Origin of the sequence: Winogradskya consettensis, assembly GCF_018332715.1 — a bacterium.
Taxonomy (GTDB): domain Bacteria; phylum Actinomycetota; class Actinomycetes; order Mycobacteriales; family Micromonosporaceae; genus Actinoplanes; species Actinoplanes consettensis.
The window spans coordinates 16,840-36,607 of record NZ_BOQP01000033.1 but is presented as its reverse complement, the minus strand read 5'-3'; the positions used below and the strand labels follow the sequence as shown (position 1 = coordinate 36,607).

The window sequence follows — 19,768 nt, the reverse complement described above, 5'->3', positions numbered from 1 at the left end:
GAACGGCGGCTGCCGTACTAGGGTGCGTCAATGGCGATCAGACTCGATCACGTCACCGCGGAGCTGGATGCGCTCTTCGACCTTGACGCGGCCGGCCCCGACACTGCGATGAGCCGGCATGTGCCGCGGGTGTTCGACGAAGTGGGATTCGACTGGCGGGGGTTCGTGGAGCCGGGGTTCAGCCAGCGGTTCAACGGGCTGATGCGGCGTGGGCTTGAGTCGGTGGGGGCTGTTTACGGAGCGTGTCTGCCTTCGGCGCACGTGCTGGACGCGTGGCTGGCGGTTGCCCGGGCCGGGGACTTGTTGATCACGCACCATCCGATCGACGTACGCAACGGGTCGCCCGTGCATGACGTGTGGGCCGAGGGGTTCGTACCGATCGCTGAGGAGCAGTTGCAGGCCATCGCCGCCCGCGGGCTCTCAATGTATTCGTGCCACGCGCCGATGGACATCTCGCTCGAGGTCGGTACTGCCGCGGCCATTGTCGAGGCGCTGGACGGCAGCGTGGTGGGGCGGTTCTGGCCGTACGGCGACGGTCATGCCGGGTTCCTTGCCGACATCGCGCCCACGACCAGCGACCGGCTTGTGCACCACGCGTCCGAGTTGTTCGGGGTGAGTCTTGTCGAGGTGGAGGGGGCGGCGCGCGAGGAGATCACGCGGGTCGCGGTGGTGGGCGGAATCGGCGACCACGTTGATCAAATGGCTGTGGCGGAACGGCTCGGCGCGCACGCCTATCTGACCGGGGAGCTGCACGTACGGATCGAGGGTGACTACGGTCGCCGTAAGTTCGCAGAGGTGGAACGATTTGCGGCCACGACGGGTATGACGCTCATCGGGGTGTCGCATGCGGCCAGTGAGCACCTTGTCATCGAGACCCAGCTCGCCCGGTGGTTCGCGGGGACGTTCGGGGTCACGCTGCGGCCGATTCGCGAGGCTGAGTGGTGGCGGTAAGTGGGGCTGGTTGGATTCTGGGATGCGACCTTCGTTTTGATGCCTCCCAAGCTTTCGCCCGGTGATCGGGTGGCTGTGCTTTCGCCGTCGTTCGCCGCGCCGGAAGTTTTTCCTGCCGTGCATGAGCAGGGGTTGCGGCGGCTGCGAGAGCTTTTCGGGGTGGAGCCGGTGGAGTTCCCGACCACGCGGCGGGCGGCGTCTGCTCAGGAGCGGGCTGCCGATCTGAGCCGTTCTTCGGACATTCCGACAACACGAATCTGCACAACTGGCTCTGGTATCACGGGGTGGCCAGCTATCACGGGCTGTCGACGATGGTGCAGCTCGGACGGGGTGGCGGTGTTGAGGACATCGTGGAGCGGTCGCTGCGGGCCGCGCTGTTCGAGAGCGGGGCGGGTCTGGCATCGGGCGGACCGGGTTGTCCCGCACCGACCTGGGGTGAGAGCTTGGAGGTCATGCATGCGACCGCGGCGGCGAGCCGGTGGGTTCGGCCGGTGGAGGATTACGCCGGGTGTGTGTTGCTGATGGAGACGTCGGAGGAGTTGCCCTCCGCCACCAAGGTTTTTCCGGGTGCTGCGTGACTTCGGGGAGCGGGGGTTGCTGGAGCAGTTCCCGGCCGTGCTCGTCGCCACCGCCAAGGGGACGGCGCTTTTCAACCCGAAACCACGCGACGAGCGCGAGGTCTATCGGGAGGAGCAGCACGCGGCCGTGCTCAAGGCCTTCGAGACCTACAACCCCGGGGCGATGATCGAGTTCAGCGTCGATTTCGGGCACACGGATCCGCAGTGGGTGCTGCCGTACGGCGGCAAGGTGACGGTGAACGGGCCCGCTCGGCGGATCACCGCGCACTTCTAGAGATCGAAGGTGCGGAAGAGCTCGTCGGGGTCGAGGCCCATGGAGGCGTAGTTGCCCTCGATCTCGAGGGTGACGAAGCCGTGCAGCCGGCTCCACGCCGTCACCGCGTGCAGCGCCACCGCCGGTTCCGCACCGGACCATGTGGACAGCTGGGCGGCCAGCGGGCCGGGGACCGGGGAATGCGGCTCGGTGACGGTCAGCAGGCTGGTCATGGCGCGGTGGGCCGCGGCGACGAGGCTCTGGTCGTGGGGGTCGTAGCCGGGCAGGGGTGCGCTGAACAGCAGCCGGTAGCGGTGCGGTTCGGCCAGGGCCCAGGCCCGGTAGGCCGCCGCGTGGTCCGCCAGGGTGGGCGGGGCGCCTTCCAGGGCGAGTGCGAGGTCGGCGTACGCGTCGAGGATCAGCTCGGTCAGGAGGGCGTCGCGGCTGGCGAAGTAGCGGTAGAGCGCCGGGCCGGAGACGCCCAGTTCCTTGGCGATCGCATTCAGGGAGAGGGCAGCGGGACCGCCTTCGGAGAGTTGACGCAGGGCTGCGCCCTTGACCTCTTGTCGCATCTGTGCCCGAAAACGATCACGAAGGCCGCCGGTTGTCATGCCGCAGACGCTACCTTCCCGGAACCGAAAGCCAGTTACCTGACGGATGCTGGCCACGGCCCGCTCACCCACTGTGAATACATGGAAACTACTACCGCGACAGAACACATCGGCGTCGACGACATGCTCGTGGCGGGGCGTTACCGGCTGGGGGCGCTGCTCGGCACCGGGCGCAGTGGGCAGGTGCGGATCGGGCGGGATGAGCATGTGGTCCGCGAGGTGGCCGTCAAGGAGGTTCCCCGCATCCTGGCGCCGTATCCGGGTGCCAGCGCCCGGGAGGCGGGTGCGCTGACCCGGATCCGGCACCAGGGCGTCGTCGAGCTGGTGGACTTCGTACCGGACCCGGTCACCGGGCGGGACTGGCTGGTCCTGGAGCTGGTTGCGGGTCGGACGCTCGGCGCCGATCCACCGCTGACCGAGCGGGAGGCGCTCGACGTCGGCGGGCAGGTGCTGGCCGCGCTGCGCGCCGTGCACGAGCTCGGGCTGGTGCACGGTGACGTCAAACCGGCCAATGTGCTGCGCGGGCCGGACGGGCGGGTCGTGCTGGTGGACTTCGGGCTCACGTCGGCTCCGCGGCGTACGGGATCGCCCGGGGTCGTCGCCGGCAGCTACCCGTACCTGGCCCCGGAGATCATCCGGGACGGGGTCTACTCCCCCGAGTCCGACCTCTACGCGCTGGGCATGACCCTGTATGCGGCCGTGACCGGAAGTCATCACTACGACGGGCCGCCGCCGGTGCTGCGCCCGATCATCGAGGGCCTGCTGCGGCCCTGTCCACAGCAAAGACGCGAGGCGGGAGCGATGCTCGGTTAGGAGACCCCGGGCACGGCGAGGAAGCGTTCGGCTGCCAGCCGGCCGACCTGGGCGCGCAGGCCCGAGGTGCGGGCCTGCTCGATCGCGCGGTGCAGGGCGCCCAGGGCCAGATCGTCGAAGGGAACCTTGTCGGCGATCGGCTCATCGGCGGCCAGCTCGCGCAGCAGCAACAGGCCGCGGGTGCCCTCGCCGGGCTCCACGACGTCGAGCACCTTGAAACTGGTGCCCGGCAGGAACACCACCCGCGATTCGGCGCGGTGCTCGTCGTCGGGTTCGAGCAGCCGCGTACGCCGCCCCGTCATCGACCAGATCAGCACGTCGACGCCGCCGGGCAGGCCGGCGGGCGGGTCGATCAGCGCATGGGTGAAACCGCGCTCGCGCAGCACCTGACGCTCGCGGACCCGGCGCAGGTCGGCCGCGCAGAGGTCCGAGACCTGCATGGTCGCGCCCCGGTGGCTCGGCAGCCGGACCAGGCCGCCGCTGACGCACCGGGCGAACGGCACCTGTGGACCTTCGGAAACCCCTTCGCGGAGGGCGTCGTCGACCCCGTCACCCACCGCGGACAGATACAGGCGTACGGCAACCGCGTCCGCCATCGTGTCGGACCCGGCCGAGTAACCGGGGTATTCCGCGAGGATCCGGGACACCGAACTGGCCGCCAGGTCGAACTCGTGCCGCAGGGCGTCCTGCAGCCACGCACGCTCCTCGTCCAACTCGCCCGGATCGGTCACGCCGAGCGAGCCGCCTTCGGGCAGCTCCTGGAAGCGCAACAGCCGCGGCTCCCCGTGCGAGAGGTGCTTGGGCCCGGACGAAAGGCCGGACGGAGGCCGCAGGAGAACCTGTTCCACGGCGGCGAGGACGCGTGCGGCGTCGGAGGGTGGCAGGACGGGTGCCTCAGCCGCGCGGGGGCTGATCCTCGGCGTGGTGCCGGCGCGGGTCGGCAGGTCGGGCGCGGGCTCGGCCCAGGGTGGCACCACGGCGAGGTCCGGTGTCACGACCGGCACGGCGATGGCCGGCACCGCCTGAGCCAACCGGCGGCTGGGCAGGACAGCCGGCGACGGCACGGAGACCGGCAGCTCGGTCGCGACCGCGAACGAGGCCGGAGCGGGCGTCTCCGTGAGGGAGGCCAGCGTGAAGCTGTGCGTGAGGCCGTCCGCGATCGTGCCGCCCGCGGGCGCGGAGTTGCGCGTGGTCACCACCACCGCGGAGGCGAGCTGCAGCGTGCTTCGTTCGCGGGTGGCCTGGTCGAGCCGGGCGACCAGGTCGTCGGCCAGCTCGCGGAGCCGGGTCATGCGAGCGGGCTGACCGTCCTCGATCACGACGGCGTGGACCGCGGGGTCGGCGGTGCGGGCGCGGATCCGCTCGGCGTGGCGGGGCGGCTCGGCCGGGCGTACCCAGAGGCCTGATTGAAGGATCTCCACCACCGCGTCGTCGGCGTATCGGAAGATCAGCGGGGAGATCTCGTCGCCGAGGATCTCCGGGGCCTGGTAGCTGATGACCCGGGGCACCTCGGCCGCCACGGTGGGCCGGGCGCGGGGCGTGTAGCCCAGCTCGCGGGCGTAGACCTGCCAGCCGAGGCGCCCGTCCGGGGCGACGGTGTGCATCCGGGGGCGTTCCGGGCGGCCCACGGGCACCCCGGTGAAGCAGACGACCGGCGTGCCGAGCAGATCGGCGAGCGCCTGCCCGAGCGACTCACCCTCGGGGAGCGCCACGGGTCCGTACTGGATGAAGCGCGCGTGGTCCCGGCCCAGGTCGACCAGCTCGTGCCAGAAGCGGGCGATGTCGTCGAGGGCCAGCGGTGGCGTGCCGGGGCAGCCCAGGACGACGGTGAACGCCTCCGGCTGGCAGGGCATGGCGGAGGCCAGCCACTGCCAGTGCTCACGCAGCGCCGCCTCGTCGCGGGTGTCGCGGATCCAGACCCCGCCGGGCAGCGGCTCGACCATGCCGTTCGCGCTGGTGGGCAATGCGTCGGTCGCGGCCTCGTCCCAGACCGGCTGGGGGTACCGCTTCGCCTCCCAGCTCGGCGGCCGCCCACGGCTGTAGCGGACCCACCCGCTGCCCTCGGTCGCGTGCACGAACAACGCGCCGGACGTTCCCCGGATCAGTTGCCCGTAGGGCGCCACGACCGGGCGGCCGAGCCGGTCGGAGATCCACTGTCCGGCCAGGACGGACGTGTCCTGCCCGGTGCCGCAGACGACCAAACGGATGCCCCGGCGCCGTCGGGGCAGCGCCGCGGCAACGGACTCCCAGATGCCCACAGGCAGGTCATCGTGCAGGTCGAGGACGACAATGTCGTTCTCGTCGTCCTCCACCACGGTGAGGGCGAGCGACTGTGCCTCGGGACTGATCTTGTCCCGTGCGTGCAGTACGAGAGCATTGCCGACGGTGTGCCTGCCGATGGGCGAGGTGTCCGTTGCGGTACGCATCCCGTCAGATCATGCCAGCACGCAATGCGTAAGCAACCGCGTGCGAACGGTTACGGAGTTTGAGGCGGTGCGTCACGCCATAGATGACGTTCTTTACGGTGCGCTCCGAGTAGCACAGCTCGCCGGCGATCTCGTTGGTGTCGAGCCCGTCGGCCATCAGCCGCAGCACGTCGATCTCGCGCGGGGTCAGGCCCGAGGCGTTGAGCCCGTTCGGGGTGAGCACGTCGCGCTGCAGCCGCTCGATGTGCTTGAGCAGCTCGCCGACCAGGTTGGGCGGCATGACCCCGCCACCGTTGGCGGCGGCGAGCACGCTGTGCGCGAGACGCTCGGCGGTGACCGCGGCCCGCGGGAGGATGGCGACGACGCGACACTCGACGGCGGTCAGCAGCTCGGTCTCGGTGATCTCACCGGTGACCAGGACGACGGGCGTACCCACCTCGGCCGCGCAGCGACGCAGCGTGGCGACAACCTCACCGGTGAGCCGGTCGCAGGAGACCACGAGCACCTTGGCCTCGGCCCGGTCGGCCTGACGGACCAGCAGAAGCTCCGGACGCGCCTGAAGATAGCTGGCGAGACCCGCCTGGCTCAGCGGATCCGAGGCCTGCAGCGCCACCCGAATCTGTTCCACGGTCAACCTCCGGCTTGTGGTCCTTCGTTACAGCCGGGCCAGTCTCCGGAAGCGTCCTTCAGAAAACCTTCACGCCGTCTTCAGAGGTCGGCGGGGGTCCTGAAGGTTCGAGTCATCGACGCAGGTCAGATCATCAACTCCGGGCAAGATAACGATCAGGCAATGTCGCCCGGCGCGACCTTACGGCGGGCCTGACGCAGCGCCTCGATGTATTTGGGCAGCTCCTCGACCGCCTGCTCGAGCCGGCCGGGGGCGAGCTGATCGGCGAAGACCGCGTCGACCACGTCGTCGGCCAGCTCGCGGGGGAGGTCGTCGACCCGCTGCGCGGGGACGTGCTGCCAGATCTTCAGGACGCGCAGCCGCGCCCTGGCGAGCGAGAGGGTTCGTTCGAGACCCTCGATGACCTCGTTGGCCCGCGCGGTGTCCACGACCAGTCGCCCCTCGGTCGCGAGCGTCAGGAAGAGCTCACCTGCGAAAGGAGATGAGGAAATTTCACGGTCGGCCGCCACCCTGCGAGTCCATCAGCCGACCCGCCGTCTCCGGAAGACCGGATGGGTTGCAATGCCCTGCCCGACCGGGTTCATTGCCCACCCCCACCACCCACGCTCCCAAGATGAACGTTATTAAAAGTGGGTTAAGGGAGATCCATGGATTCCGTAAGTCAGCGCTATGGTTATGCGCACGCGCCGTTCGGCCACTTGCGGACCACATGTAGATGTGGGTAAGGGCGGGCCGAGGCGTATCACTGCGGTACTCAACGGGGGCGTTGGTCGGCGAGTTGCGTTAGGTTGCAGCTTCAACCGCCGAGAAGCGGGAGAGATCCCTCGACGAACTAGGTTGGGAAGCCATGTCGGCAGAGCACGAGGGCATGGACCTCCGCCTGCTCGGCCCGGTCCGGGCATGGCGCGGTGGCGCCGAGCTCCCGATCGGGTCCGCGCGACGGACGGCTGTCTTCAGCATGCTCGCGCTGCACGCCAACCATGCGGTCTCCCGCGAGCAACTCGTCGCTGCTCTGTGGGGCGACGACCCGCCCGCCAGCGCCACCGGCAACGTCTACACCTATGTCTCCGCCCTGCGCCGGGTCCTCGAGCCGAGCCGGGACCGCTGGGCGGCCGGGCAGGTGCTCACCTCCGGCGGTGGCACCTATCAGTTGCACCTGCGCGAGCAGGACATCGACGTCTTCCGGTTCGACGCGCTGCGGGAAGAGAGCAAACGGCATCGCGCCACCGGTGACCGGCAGGCCGAGCTGGCAGTGCTCAGCGCGGCGCTGCAGCTGTGGCACGGCGAGGCACTCGCCGGGGTGCCCGGCCCCTTCGCCGAATCCCAGCGGCTGCGGCTGACGGAGTTCCGGCTCGCCACCGCCGAACGGCACGCGACGCTGCTCATCGAGACCGGGCGCTTCGACGAGGCCATCACGGTGCTGCGGGGGCTCGTCAGCGCGTACCCGTTGCAGGCACAGTTGCACTCGATGCTCGGCACCGCGCTGCAGGGAGCCGGACGTCCCGCCGAGGCCGCGCGGCACGCCGCTGTGCGGCACACACCGCCGTCCCGGACAGCCGGGCGCGGGCCCTGGCCGGTGCCGTCCGACCGGGCGACATTGTTCGGCCGCGACGACGAGCTGCGCCGCCTGCGCCGGGCCGCCGTCGAGGTGGCCGACGGCCGGGGTCGCAGCCTGCGTCTCGAAGGCCCGCCCGGCATGGGCAAATCGGCGCTGATGACCGTGGCACTGCGCGGCGCGACTCCGGCTGGCTGCCGCACGGGATGGGCCGTCGCCGATGAGCTGTCCCTGCGGACGCCGCTCGGGGTGCTGCGCGAGTGCTTCGAGTCGGCGATGTCCGGCGGTTCCGCCCGGGAGCTGCTGCAGCACGGGCCGGCCGACCAGATCGTGCCGCGCGCGGTCGAGCTCATCCGCGCGGCGGCGGAGCAGGCCCCGCTGATCCTCGTCATCGACGACCTGCAATGGGCGGACCCGCTCACGCTGCGGGTCTGGGCCGCTCTGCACGCCGCCACGGCCGAGCAGCCGCTGCTGCTGATCTCCGCGGGCCGGCCCGGTTCGGCAGAGCTGCGCGAAGTGCCCGTCGACGAGGTCATCGAGCTGGAGCCGCTGGGGACATCCGCCGCCACCCAGCTGGTCCGCGCGGTGGCTCCGGAGCCACCGGACCCGCGGATGCTGCAGGACATCCTCACCGACGCCGCGGGAAACCCCTGCTACCTGCGGCATCTGGCCCGGCTCAGCCCCGACCTCGCCACGACGGTCGCCGCGCATCTCGCCGCGTTCAGCGAGGAGACGCGGCAGCTGTTGCGCGCCGTCGCGTACCTGAACGCCGGTCCCGATCCGAACGCCGAGCCCGGTTGCATGCTCGGCGAGCTCGCACTGGTCACCGACCGCTCCATCGACGACCTGGTCCGGGCGCTGACCCCGGCCGTGTCCGCCGGGGTGCTGGGCGCGGCGGGCGAGCGGGTCTTCTTCCAGCACCGGGTTGTCGCCCGGGTGCTGCACGAGGGCACACCCCATTCGCTGCGGATCATGCTGCACCGCTCGTTCGCCTCGCGGATCGCCGACGCCGGTGGCCCGCCCGAGCGGGTTGTCGCCCAGCTGCTCGCCGGGCCGGTGCCGCTGGACGGCCCGGTCGCACAGTGGCTCACCTCGCGGATCGAGGAGCTCGCGGCCCGGGCACCACAGCTCTCGGTCACGGTGCTGCAGCGGGCCCGCGCCCAGTACGCCGTCGCCCCGGAACAACGCCTGATACTCACCGCCTGGCTCGCCCGGCTGCTGCTGAGCCAGGGCCGCAACGGTGCCGCCGAGGCCGGCTGGGTCGCCGCCCGCACCACCGACCCGGAGCTCGAGGGCGAGATGCGCTGGATCGCGGCGATGACCCACGAGAAGCGGGGCGAACACGACGCCGCGGCCGAGATCGCCCGATCCGTGCTGCGCGAGCGCCGGGTGCCGCTGCACCGCCTCGACCAGTTCCGGATGATGCTCACCCGCATCCGCCCGCACCTGGCGGGGAACCCGACGATGCCGCATCTTTCCCGTTCGGCGATGATCGTTGACGAAGTTTCTGTTATCCGCTGACCGCGAGCACCGTCCCCCTTCAGTGAGCGGAATGGGAGGCAACGTGCCGTCGACACCGCAAGACCGCCTCCGGGTCTCGGTCCTGGGCCCGGTGCGTGCCTGGCTGGATGAGCGCGAGCTGAACCTCGGCGCGGCCCGGCAACGCACCCTCTTCGCGGTCCTGGCCGCCGCTGCCGGCCGGGTCGTCGGCCGGGACGAGCTGATCGAGGGCATCTGGGGCGCGGCACCCCCGGCCACCGCCACCGGCAGCGTCTACACCTACATCTCCGGGCTGCGCCGGGTGCTCGGCCACGACCTGCTCACCTCCGGCCCCGCCGGGTACGCCCTCCAGCTCACCCCCGAAGACCTGGACAGCGCCCGCTACATCACCTTGAGTCAGCAGGCGGCCGAGCTGCGTGACACCGGCGACCTGGGCGGGGCGGTCGCGCTGCTGGACGAGGCCCGGACGCTGTGGAAGGGCGAGCCGTACGCAGGGCTCTCCGGTCACGGCATCGAGGTGGAACGCGCCCGCCTGACCGAACGTCGCCTGACCGCCATCGAGATGCGCGCCCGCGCGGCGCTGGAGCTCGGCGAGGACGACCTGGTCGCCCAGCTGACCAGCCAGATCCGCACCTACCCGCTGCACGAGCCGCTGCACGAGCTGCTGATGCTGGCCCTGCATCGCACCGGCCGGCGCACCGAGGCCCTGGAGGTCTACCGGGCGGCCCGCCGCATCCTCGTCACCGAGCTGGGCGTCGAGCCCGGCCCGGCCCTCGCCGACCTGCACCAGCGCGTGCTGACCGGGGCCGCCGAGCCCGCTACGCCCGCCCGCCCGGTGCCGCCGGTGCTGCCGCCGCAGGTGGCCCGCGCCCTGCGGGACGGCTCGGCGGGCCGGACGCCGGCCGGCCGCGAGGACGAGCTGGAGCGGCTGCGGGCGCTGGTCCGGGCGGTCACCGCTGGCCACGGAACCGCTGTCTGGATCGAGGGCGAGCCCGGTATCGGCAAGACCGAGCTGCTCACCGCCGCGTTCGCCGACGCGGCGAGCCTGGGCTGCCAGGTCGCGTGGGGCGTCGCGGACGAGCTCGACCAGCACGTGCCGCTGCAGGTGGTGACGCGGGCGCTGGGGCTGGAGACCACCCCTGACGACCCGCCGCTCGCCACCGGTCTGCAGGAGGGTGGCGCGGAAGAGAGCTCGGCTGCCGACCGGGTGCTCGCGTACGTGCGGGCTGCCTGCGCGATCGCCCCGCTCATCCTGATCGTCGACGACCTGCAGTGGGCCGACGAGTCCAGCGTCATCTTCTGGGACCGGCTCGTCGCGGTCACCCCGCGGCTGCCGCTGCTGCTGGTCGCGGCGGCCCGCCCGGAGCCGAAAGGCCGAGAGCTCGCCCAACTGCGGCGCAGCGTGCAGAACAGGCGCGGCCACTCGCTCGTCCTGCGGGCCCTGCCCCCGGCGGCGGTCGAGCAGCTTGTCGTGCAGATGGTCGGTGCCCCGCTCGGGCCGAACCTCGCGGAGGTCGTGCCCCGCTCGGGCGGCAATCCGCTCTGCGCGAGGGAGATGGTCACCGCACTGATCAGGCGCGGCGCGGTGCGGACAACCGACGGCCTCGCCGACATCGACGGTTCCGTGCCGGTCGAGGCACCGCGGTCGCTGCTGGCGGTGGTCCGGGCCACCCTGGACTTCCTCTCCCCCGATACCCAGGAAGTCCTGCGGATGGCCGCGATGCTCGGCACCCAGTTCGCGGTCGACGACGTCGTCGCGGTGACCGGGCGCGCGCCGTTCATCCTGCTGGCCAACCTCGAGGAGGGGCTCGCCGCGAGCGTCCTGGTCGACGCCGGCACCGACCTCGCCTTCCGGCACTCGTTCCTGCGCCAGGCGCTCTACGAGAGCATCCCCTCGCCGGCCCGCGCCGCCCTGCACCGGCACACCGCCGAGGTGCTCGACCGCGGCGGCAGCCCCATCACCCGGGTCGCCGAGCAGCTCGCCGCGGTAACCCCGGTGGTCGACGAATGGGTGGTGTCCTGGTTGGTCAAGCATTATGCGGAGGTGGCCAGGCGGGTGCCGCAGATCGCCGGTGGGCTCCTTCGCCAGGTGCTCGCCACCGCGGTGCCCACCACCGCCCAGCGGGAGACCCTGCTGATCGCCCTGGTGAAGCTGGACTTCCGGCACCAGCGCTGGCCGATGGACGAGGCACGGGAGGCCGCCGCGCTGGCCGGTGACCCGGCCGATCGCGCGGAGATGCGACAGCTGCTGGCTGTGATGACGTTCCGGCGCGGCGACCCGGATGCCGCCATGGCGATGCTCGAAGCGACGGTGGCGGATCCCGAGATGCCGGAGCTGTGGCGTACGCGGCACCGCGTCCTGCTGGCCAACTTCCGGCGCGGCGACCTGGACGACCTGGACCGCGCCGACGGGGTCGCCGAGCGGCTGCGCGCTGAGGCAGAGGTGGCCGGGGAGCCGTACGAAGCGGCATTCGCCCTGCAGACCAACTGGCTGACGAACTCGATCCGCCGCGACCACGAGCGCGCCCTCGAGTACGTCGACCGCGCGCTGGACATCATGCGTGACCACCCCACCTTCGCCGGGATGTACTTCGACCTGCTCGACAACCGCATGTTCACGCTGCAGAACCTCGACCGGCTCGACGAGGCGGAACGCACCCTGCGTGAGGCGGCGCTCTTCGCGATCCGGCACCGGCTGCCCAGCTCGCTGCAGGTCGCCTCGGCGGTGCAGTACTACTGGCTGGGCCGCTGGGACGACTCGCTGGCCGAGGTCAGCGCGGTCACCGACGACGCACCGGGGATCACCTTTCTCGGCATGCGCGAGCCGGGCGCGGTCAGCATGCTGCTGCACGGGGTCGCCGCGCTGATCGCCGGGCACCGCGACGACGCCGACCTGGCTGCCGGGCACCTGGACGCGGCGGACGTGCTGCCCGCCACCGATGCCGAGCGGGAGAGCTGTGACTTCCTGATGGTCGCCCGGGCCCTGCGCTCCGAGCAGCAGGGCCGCGCCAGCGAGGCGCTCGACCTCCTCGCGCCGCTGCTCGTTCCCGGCTACGCCCGGATGATGCTGCGGCACCAGTGGCTGCCCGATGTGGCCCGGCTCGCCCTGGGGCAGGGGCGCAAGGACATCGCGGAGAACGCCGCCGCGTTGTGCGAGGACGAGGCCGGCAAAGAGGTGCGGCCGGCGCGCGCGTGGGCGGCGGCCCGGCGTTGCCGGGCGCTGCTCGACGGAAACCCGGAGCCGGCCCTGGCCGCGGCGGCGCACTACCGCACGGTGGGCCGGGTGCCCGAGCTGGCGGCGGCACTGGAGGACGCGGCGGTGCTGCTGGCCACCAACCGCCGCCCGCACGAGGCAGCCCGCACCGGCGCCGAGGCCGTCGAGCTCTACACCGTGCTCGGCTCCCGCTGGGATCTGCGGCGCACCAACGAGCGGCTCGCCGAGGTCGGGGTGGACGTTTCCCGCGAGATCAGTGCAGGGTGATCTCGATGGGGCCCATCTTCTGCTGAGCCAGCGTGCCCGCGTTGTCCGCCGCGGCCTGGACGGCCTGAGCGATGGCGGTCTGCAGCGCCGCCACGTCACGACGATCAAAAACGGCCGGGTCGACGCGTACGCCGTGGAGCTTGCCCATCCCGCTGGCCAGCACGGTCACCAAGCCGTCGGCGGAGCGACCGGTGACGATCGCCTTGCCCAGGTCGGTCTGCGCGTCGGCCATCTCCTGCTCGAACACCTTGGCGCGATCGAGGAACTCCTGGATCTCCTCAGGCTGCATGTCGTTTCTCCTTAAAGGACCGCGGCCAGGCCACCGGGCTGCCGGGACGGCGCGGCGCCCGAGGTGGCCCGGCCGGCGAGGCCGTTCAGGTCGGCGAGTGCCAGAGTGCGAGACGCCGCCGTACGCGTGAGCCCCCACGAGAACAGGTGCGCCGCCCGGACAGTGCGCTCGGGCAGCCCCGCCGCCAGGTCGACCAGGGCGGCGCGCACGTCGTCGGGCACCTCGTGGCCCCGGCGCACCAGGTGCCGGACCACGATCTCGGCCAGCTCCGGGGTGGTGTAACCGGGCATCGCCCAGTCCTGCCCGAAGACCTCGGCAACCGACGGGACCGCCACACGCAGCTCGCGCAACGCCCGCTCCTCGCCGATCAGCACCACGACCGGGTCACCGGGCGCCGGGCGCGTCCGCGCGACGAGTTGCTCGACGATGTCGGGGCCGGTCCCGCTGCCGTCGTCGGTGTAGTCGACCATCAGCACGCCACCCTCGGCGTCCCGCAGCGCGGCCTCGACCAGGCTGCCGGCCTGCCCGGGCCACTGCGGCGCGAGTTCCTGCGCGGTGCTCACCCGGATCAGCTGGCCGACGGGCACGAGGTTCAGCTCGGACAGGCCGGCGGCGTAGTGCCGCGCGAACTCGCTGCGGCCGCTTCCGCTCGGACCGGTCACGATCACGTTCGCATGCTTGCCGTACGCCCGCCGCCGGTTGCGCAGCTCGCACAGCTGGAGCAGCGCGGTGCCGACCGCATCGCGCACGGGAGCCGCGCCGACCAGGTTGCAGACCCGTCGCCAGCTACGCGTCGCGTTGATCGCCCCGGCCGGGTTGCTGGCCGCGTCGGGCTGCGTGTTCTTCTCCGCCGGCAGGTCTTCGAGCAGGTCCAGCTCGGGCGCGAGGTCCTCCCCGGTCAGCCGGTTGAGCTCGCTGTCTTTCGACGGCGGCGTGGTCGCCAGCCGCGACGCCTGGTTGTTGATCATCGCTTCGAACAGCTTGCGCGCCACGCGGCCGTTACCGAACGTGGAGTTCTTCGGGATCCGTTCGAAGTACGTCGTCAGCGCGGCGACGCCGTCGTCGGTCAGGTCGTAGTAGTGCTTGTGGCACAGGTTCGTCGTGATCGTCACGAGCTCGTCGACGGAGTAGTTCGGGAACTCGACCGTGCGGGTGAAGCGGGAGGCCAGACCGGGGTTCGACTCGAGGAACTTCTCCATCAGCTCCGAATACCCGGCGACGATCACCACGAGCTCGTCGCGGTGGTCCTCCATCATCTTCATCAGCGCGTCGATGGCCTCCTGACCGAAGTCCGGCCCCGAACCGCCCGACCCCGCCGACAGCGTGTACGCCTCATCGATGAAGAGCACACCACCCATGGCCTTGTTGATCAGCTCGGTGGTCTTGATCGCCGTCGAACCGATGTACTGCCCGACCAGGTCCGCGCGGGCCGCCTCCACCATGTGGCCCTTGGACAGGATCCCCAGTTCCTTGAGGACCGTCCCGTAGAGCCGCGCCACCGTCGTCTTACCCGTACCGGGCGGACCCGCGAAGACGAGGTGACGGCTCATCGGCGGCATCGGCAGGCCCATCTGCAACCGGACCTGCGACATCTTGATCAGGTTGATCAGCGCGGTGACCTCGTGCTTGACGCCCTTCAGACCGATCAGGCTGTTCAGCTCGCGAAGCGGCCCGGTCAGCTCGTCCTCGACCGGCGGCGCGGCCTCAGCCTGCTCCGGGCGCCCATCATCCGCGTAGTCATCCGCATAGGAGGAGGACTGTGGAGCCGGCGCAGGGCTCACCGGCTCGGGCGTGGTCCTGACGACCAGTGACTCGACGGTCAGCTGGGCGTCGTCGGCTTTGCGGACATCCTCGCCGCCGCTCTCCTGCACGGTGCAGTGGCTGAGGGTCACCGGCTCGGCACTGTCCACGTCGAATCCGTTGGCGCCGCTGACGAGCACCTCGCAGTCGGTGAACGTGCCCCGGCCGCCGCGGGACACCGCGACACCGTTGCGCCGCGCCCGGCGTACCCGTGTCTGGGTCGCCGTCACCACGCCGCCCGAGCCGATCGACAGACCATCGCCGGGTGCCTCGGTGATCTCGCTGTCGCGCACCTGGAGCTCGCCATCGCCGACCCGCACCCCGGCACCGCGAACCTGCGCCGACTGGAGCACGAGGGCGGAACCGCCACCGACCGTGACCGTCACTGCCTGCGTACCGTTGAACCGGGCCTCGCGGATCGTGCCGCGGGCGGCCGCACGCAACTCGAGCGCCACCGCCTCGCCGGCCTCGACCGTGAGATCGGAGCCGTCCAGCGTGGCGCCGTCCTTGACGAGCAGCCCCGCCCCGGTGCCGATCGTCGCCTGGAGCCGCTGCATGACAGCCCGGCCCGCGCCCCCGATGACCGCCACGTGCTCCTCGGTGCCGCGAACGGTCAGGCCCTCGAAGCGCGGGGTGCTCTCGCCGTCCACATTGATGCCGGTGGGCGCGTCCGCGAACGTGCACTCGACAAACGTGGGCTTCGACTTGCCGGTCACGTGCGCGGCGGTGTGCCCGGCGCCGGTGAACGTGCAGCGCTCGAAGCGGGGTGCCGCACCATCCGCGATGTGCGCGGCCTGCAGCGTCGCGCCGGTGAACGTCGAATCGCTGATCACGGCGTCGATCTCGCCCCGCAGGAAGAGGTCGACGTTGCCGCTGTCACGCACGGTGAGCCGCTGGATCCGGGCCCAGCCGCGCTGCTCGATCACGACGGCCGGCTTGCCCGCCTTCACGATCTCGCACTGCTCGATGGTCAGCCGGGCATCGCCGTTGACGCAGACGCTGTTGGCGCCGGTTCCCCGGATCACGCAGCGGCGCAGGGTCAGCGCACCATTCTCGCCGACCACGATCCCCGACGTCGCCACATCGGTGACCTGGGTGTCCTCGATCGCGCTCGTCCCCGGGGACATCACCACGATGCCGGCCCCGGCCGAGCTGCGCACCTCACAGCCACGCAGCGCCAGCGAACCCTGCAACCGGGCCAGCAATGTCACCCAGGCAGCACCGGAGATCTTGCAGTTGTCGAGCGCGACCTCGCCGGAATACACGTCCACCGCGGCCAGCTTGGTGTCCCCGCTACCCAGCGTGATGCCGCGCAGCTGCGCACCCTCACCGTGGACGACGAGGACGCTGCCCTCCTCCACGATCACCTCGACCGGGCCGCCGCCCTCGACCGCGCTGATCGTGATGCGGTTGCCCACAATGAGCTTCTCGGCGTACCGGCCGGGATGCACCGAGATCGTCGCGCCCGCCTCGGCACGCGCGATCGCGGCGCTGATCGACGGATACGCGCCGGGCTGACCGCCGCCCACCACCAGAACCTGTCGGCTCATCGTCCGCTCACCTCCTCGCGGACCGGCCTGCGGTCCAGCCCCGGCAGGACACCGAACCGGCCTGTCGAGCCGGCACCGATCCGCCGCTTGGGTTCGGCACTCCCCCACCGCTCCACGCTGCGCCGCAACGACGTCACGGCCAGCTCGTCGAGCGACACCCGGTTCGGATCGACCCGGCCGTCGTCACCGATCTCGTTCGCACCGATCTCGCGCATCAGGATCGAGCCACGCCCGCCGCCCTCGGGCTGGTGCAGCTCCAGGATCTTGTAGTGCGTACCGGGCAGGAACAGCACCCGGTCCTCGATCCGGTCGTCACCCTCCGGCTCGAGCACCGCCGTCCGCCGCGCCGTCATCGACCACACCAGCACGTCGGTGTCGCCGTCCTGGCTGGAGCAGGGTGCGGTCAGCATGTTCACGAAAGCCCAGTCCGTCACGACCCGGCGCTCGCGGTACTGCGCCCACTCACCCGACGTCGGTGAGGTGCGGTAAACCGTGGTGCCGCGGAACGAGGGCAGCCGCGACAGCCCCGAGACCGTGCAGCGCGCGAACGGCACGTGCGGGCCGTTCGCCGCCGACCGCAGCCCCGCGTCGATCCCCGCGCCCCGGCCGGAAAGGTAGAGCCGCACCGCCACCGAGTCGGCGAGCACGTCCTCCTTGCCCGCCGCCCCGCCGGTGGCCTGCAGCCCCGGGTGCTCACTCATGATCCGCGAGACCGAGCTCGCCATGATGTCGAAGTCCCGGCTCAGCGTGCGCCGCAACCACGCCCGCTCATCGTCGAGCGCACGGCTGGGCATCAACGCCGACGCACCCGGCGAGGGCACCGGCTGGAACCGCACGTCCGGCACGGTCGCCGCGGGCTCGGGTTCCCGCTCGGGCTGGGCTTTCAGCGCGGGCTGGGCTTCAGGTTCGGGCTGGGCCTTGGGCGGCTTTGTCGCGGCTGCGGGGTCCAGCGCCTGGAGGCGGTCTACGTTGTGGACCGGCTCGGTGACCGGCAGCGACATCTGCATGGGCGCGGTCACGGGATCAACAACCTGCTCCGCGTACGCCCGGAGCGAAGGCTCGATCGCCGGCGCAGCCACCGCCTCCACCACCTGCTGAACCGCCACCGGTGCAGCGGGCTCATTGACCGCCTCGATCACGGACATCGCCGGCGGCTCGAATGCCGGAGCCTCGTGGGCGGACGCCTCAGGGGCGCGCACCTCGAAGGTGGGCGCTTCGCCAGCCGGTTGCTCCGTGGCCTGCTGCTCGATGACCGGCGGCCGGCCGAATGCGGGTGCCTCAACAACCGGCTGCGCACCGAGCCCGTGTCCCGAGGTGGGCTGGTCAACGGCCGGCCCACCGAAAGCGGGTGCTTCGACGACCGACTGGCCGGCGCCCTGCTGGTCGAAGGCCGGCGGCGCGAATGCCGGCGGTGCCTCGAAAACCGGCGCCGGGAACGACTCCGGCTGGACCGCCGGCTGCGGCAGCGTCGGCGGCTCGACGACCGACTGCTCCATGGCCGGTCGCTCAAAAGCGGGCGGCTCGATGACGGACTGCTCCATGGCCGGTCGCTCGAAGGCGGGCGGCTCGGGGAACGATGTGGCCGGCTGGACCGGTTCGGACAGCGGTGGGTGCGCGGGCTGCTGGACCGGCGGCGTGGCGGGCTGGGTCTGCTGCTGGACGAATGCGGCAAACGCGCGGGTCTCCGGGAAGCCCTCGGGCATGATCGGCACGATGCGCTGCTGGACCACGGTCGCCGGGACCGCCTCGTAGCGTGGCTGCGACACCGTCGGCTCGACCTGCTCGAAATGCTGCTGGATCGCGGAGGCGACCTGCTGCTGATTCGTGGGAGCGACCTGCTGCTGGAACCCCGTCGGGGCGACCTGCTGCTGGAAGGCGGCGGGGGCGACCTGCTGCTGTTCGATCGCCGCGGGGGCGACCGGCTCGATCACCACGGCGGCGACTTCTGGTGACTGCATGATCGTGGCGGCCGGGCGGGGCGGCAGGGGCATTTCGATGCGAGCCTGGATCGGCTGGCGGGGCGCGTCGGAGGGGCGCAGCGTGGCCTCGGCGCGGCCGGCGGGGCGCTGGCCCGGCACCATCACCGAGGCCGGGAAGAGTGCTGTGTCCTGGCCGACGGTGGGTTCTACGCGGGCGGCGAGGTCTTCGGCGAGTTCGCGCATCCGCATGGAGCGCTCGTCGACGGTGTCGTCGAAGATGAGGGTGCTGCCTTCGGGGTCGAGCGGGGTCGCCCGCACCCGTTCGGCGTTGGGGGGTTCTTCCACCGCGCGGACCCACAGTCCGGTCTGGACGACCTCGACGACCGCGTCGGGGGCGTACCAGAAGACCCGCGGGGAGATCTCCTCGGTCCAGCGCAGGGGGGCCCGGTGGCTCAGGACGGCGGCGCGGCGGGCCTTGGAGTTGGGGTGGGCGCGGGGGGTGTAGCCGAGCTCGATCGCGAACGGGGGCCAGCCGAGCACGCCGTCCGCGCGTACGGTGCGGATCTCGAACTTGCCCGGAGCGCCCACCGGGACGCCGGTGTAGCAGACGACCTGGGTGCCGAGCAGGTCCGCCAGTGCCTGACCGAAGGCCTCACCCTCGGGGAGCCGGACGTCGCCGTACTGCACGAAACGGGTGCGCAGGCGGCTGTCCGGGTCTAGCTCGCGCCAGAAGCGGACCACGTCGTCGAGCGACAGCGGGGCGGTGCCGGGGCAGCCGAGCAGGACGGTCATGACTTCGGGCTGGCACGGTACGTCGGCGATCAGACGTTTGCGGTGCTCGTCGACGATCGCCGGCTCGCGGATGTCGTGGATCCACACGCCGCCGGGCAGGGGTTCGATCTCGCCGGTGGAGCTGGAGGCGCGCTTGTCGGTGGCGGCCTTGTCCCACAACGGGGTCGGGTAGCGCTTGGCGTCCCAGGTCGGCGGCTTGCCGGGACGGAAACGCACCCAGCCGCTGCCGGGGGTGGAGTGCACGAACAGCGCGCCGGCCGAGCCGCGGACCAGTTCGCCGTCGGGCGCGATGACCGTACGGTTCAGTCGCTCGGAAAGCCATTGACCGGCCATCGCGGCGGCGTTGTGGTGCCGCCCGCACGCGACCAGCCGGATGCCCCGGCGGCGGCGGGGCAGGACGCCCGCCATCGACTCCCAGGATCCGATCGGCATCCCGTCACCCAGGTCGAGCACGACCACGTCGTTCTCGGCGTCCTCGACCACGGACAGGGCGAGCGACTGCGCCTCGGAGCTGATCGAGTCCTCGGCATGCAGGACCAGCGCGTTACCCACGGTGTGCTGGACGACGCCGCTGGGCTCGTCCTTGCCACCGCGCAGGAGGCCACGGATTCCGGTTGCCATA

At 71.5% G+C, this 19,768-nt stretch carries 13 protein-coding genes; 6 read left to right on the top strand and 7 right to left on the bottom strand.

What is annotated here, in order from left to right:
• The first annotated feature begins 30 nt into the window (after positions 1-30).
• The 3 genes from Aco04nite_RS28800 to Aco04nite_RS49110 all read left to right on the top strand — a co-directional run bounded on the left by Aco04nite_RS28800 (position 31) and on the right by Aco04nite_RS49110 (position 1,803).
• The gene (locus Aco04nite_RS28800) at positions 31-951 is read left to right on the top strand and encodes a Nif3-like dinuclear metal center hexameric protein (RefSeq protein WP_213000402.1); all 921 of its coding nucleotides are present in this window, start codon (positions 31-33) and stop codon (positions 949-951) included.
• Between the two features lie 284 nt (positions 952-1,235).
• Positions 1,236-1,529, top strand: coding sequence for a hypothetical protein (locus tag Aco04nite_RS49115; RefSeq protein WP_244876372.1), 294 nt, complete (start codon positions 1,236-1,238; stop codon positions 1,527-1,529).
• Positions 1,519-1,803 (top strand): hypothetical protein, encoded by a 285-nt coding sequence (locus tag Aco04nite_RS49110; RefSeq protein WP_244876371.1) that lies wholly within the window; start codon positions 1,519-1,521, stop codon positions 1,801-1,803. Before Aco04nite_RS49115 ends, Aco04nite_RS49110 begins: the two co-directional genes overlap by 11 nt.
• Here Aco04nite_RS49110 and Aco04nite_RS28790 read toward each other — a convergent pair.
• Positions 1,800-2,354, bottom strand: a complete 555-nt coding sequence (locus tag Aco04nite_RS28790; RefSeq protein ID WP_213000401.1) for a TetR/AcrR family transcriptional regulator — start codon at positions 2,352-2,354, stop codon at positions 1,800-1,802. The genes Aco04nite_RS49110 and Aco04nite_RS28790 overlap by 4 nt on opposite strands.
• 120 nt (positions 2,355-2,474) lie before the next feature.
• Between Aco04nite_RS28790 and Aco04nite_RS28785 the strand changes: the two genes are divergently transcribed.
• The gene (locus Aco04nite_RS28785; RefSeq protein ID WP_213000400.1) at positions 2,475-3,206 is read left to right on the top strand and encodes a serine/threonine-protein kinase; all 732 of its coding nucleotides are present in this window, start codon (positions 2,475-2,477) and stop codon (positions 3,204-3,206) included.
• Here the strand turns inward: Aco04nite_RS28785 and Aco04nite_RS28780 are convergent.
• The 3 genes from Aco04nite_RS28780 to Aco04nite_RS28770 form a co-directional block, all read right to left on the bottom strand.
• Positions 3,203-5,632, bottom strand: a complete 2,430-nt coding sequence (locus Aco04nite_RS28780; protein ID WP_213000399.1) for a hypothetical protein — start codon at positions 5,630-5,632, stop codon at positions 3,203-3,205. The genes Aco04nite_RS28785 and Aco04nite_RS28780 overlap by 4 nt on opposite strands.
• 4 nt (positions 5,633-5,636) lie before the next feature.
• Entirely contained in the window at positions 5,637-6,260 is a 624-nt protein-coding gene (locus tag Aco04nite_RS28775) for a helix-turn-helix transcriptional regulator (protein WP_203837011.1), read from the bottom strand.
• A 155-nt stretch (positions 6,261-6,415) separates the two neighbouring features.
• A complete protein-coding gene (locus tag Aco04nite_RS28770) occupies positions 6,416-6,769 on the bottom strand; it encodes a hypothetical protein (protein ID WP_213000398.1) in 354 nt (117 codons plus the stop codon).
• Between the two features lie 338 nt (positions 6,770-7,107).
• On the opposite strand from Aco04nite_RS28770, the gene Aco04nite_RS28765 reads away from it, so the two are divergent.
• Together Aco04nite_RS28765 and Aco04nite_RS28760 are read left to right on the top strand one after the other, a co-directional pair.
• Positions 7,108-9,336, top strand: coding sequence for a BTAD domain-containing putative transcriptional regulator (locus Aco04nite_RS28765; protein ID WP_213000397.1), 2,229 nt, complete (start codon positions 7,108-7,110; stop codon positions 9,334-9,336).
• 31 nt (positions 9,337-9,367) lie between these two features.
• Positions 9,368-12,796: an ATP-binding protein gene (locus tag Aco04nite_RS28760; RefSeq protein WP_213000396.1), complete on the top strand. Its 3,429-nt coding sequence runs from the start codon at positions 9,368-9,370 to the stop codon at positions 12,794-12,796.
• Here Aco04nite_RS28760 and Aco04nite_RS28755 read toward each other — a convergent pair.
• From Aco04nite_RS28755 to Aco04nite_RS28745, 3 genes are read right to left on the bottom strand one after another with little or no spacing between them, the layout of a single operon-like run.
• Positions 12,783-13,085 carry a YbaB/EbfC family nucleoid-associated protein gene (locus tag Aco04nite_RS28755; protein ID WP_213000395.1) on the bottom strand — a complete coding sequence of 101 codons (303 nt, stop codon included), beginning with the start codon at positions 13,083-13,085 and terminating at the stop codon, positions 12,783-12,785. The genes Aco04nite_RS28760 and Aco04nite_RS28755 overlap by 14 nt on opposite strands.
• Positions 13,086-13,096: 11 nt before the next feature.
• On the bottom strand, positions 13,097-16,435 hold the full coding sequence (locus Aco04nite_RS28750) for a right-handed parallel beta-helix repeat-containing protein (RefSeq protein ID WP_213000394.1): 3,339 nt from the start codon (positions 16,433-16,435) through the stop codon (positions 13,097-13,099).
• Entirely contained in the window at positions 16,432-19,767 is a 3,336-nt protein-coding gene (locus Aco04nite_RS28745) for a hypothetical protein (RefSeq protein ID WP_213000393.1), read from the bottom strand. Before Aco04nite_RS28745 ends, Aco04nite_RS28750 begins: the two co-directional genes overlap by 4 nt.
• Position 19,768: the final 1 nt, after the last annotated feature.

Coding starts and splice junctions, on each gene's coding strand:
- Aco04nite_RS28800 (WP_213000402.1), top strand. CDS start 31: ATGGCGATCAGACTCGATCACGTCACCGCGGAGCTGGATGCGCTCTTC.
- Aco04nite_RS28790 (WP_213000401.1), bottom strand. CDS start 2,354: ATGCGACAAGAGGTCAAGGGCGCAGCCCTGCGTCAACTCTCCGAAGGC.
- Aco04nite_RS28785 (WP_213000400.1), top strand. CDS start 2,475: ATGGAAACTACTACCGCGACAGAACACATCGGCGTCGACGACATGCTC.
- Aco04nite_RS28780 (WP_213000399.1), bottom strand. CDS start 5,632: ATGCGTACCGCAACGGACACCTCGCCCATCGGCAGGCACACCGTCGGC.
- Aco04nite_RS28765 (WP_213000397.1), top strand. CDS start 7,108: ATGTCGGCAGAGCACGAGGGCATGGACCTCCGCCTGCTCGGCCCGGTC.
- Aco04nite_RS28760 (WP_213000396.1), top strand. CDS start 9,368: ATGGGAGGCAACGTGCCGTCGACACCGCAAGACCGCCTCCGGGTCTCG.
- Aco04nite_RS28755 (WP_213000395.1), bottom strand. CDS start 13,085: ATGCAGCCTGAGGAGATCCAGGAGTTCCTCGATCGCGCCAAGGTGTTC.
- Aco04nite_RS28750 (WP_213000394.1), bottom strand. CDS start 16,435: ATGAGCCGACAGGTTCTGGTGGTGGGCGGCGGTCAGCCCGGCGCGTAT.
- Aco04nite_RS28745 (WP_213000393.1), bottom strand. CDS start 19,767: ATGGCAACCGGAATCCGTGGCCTCCTGCGCGGTGGCAAGGACGAGCCC.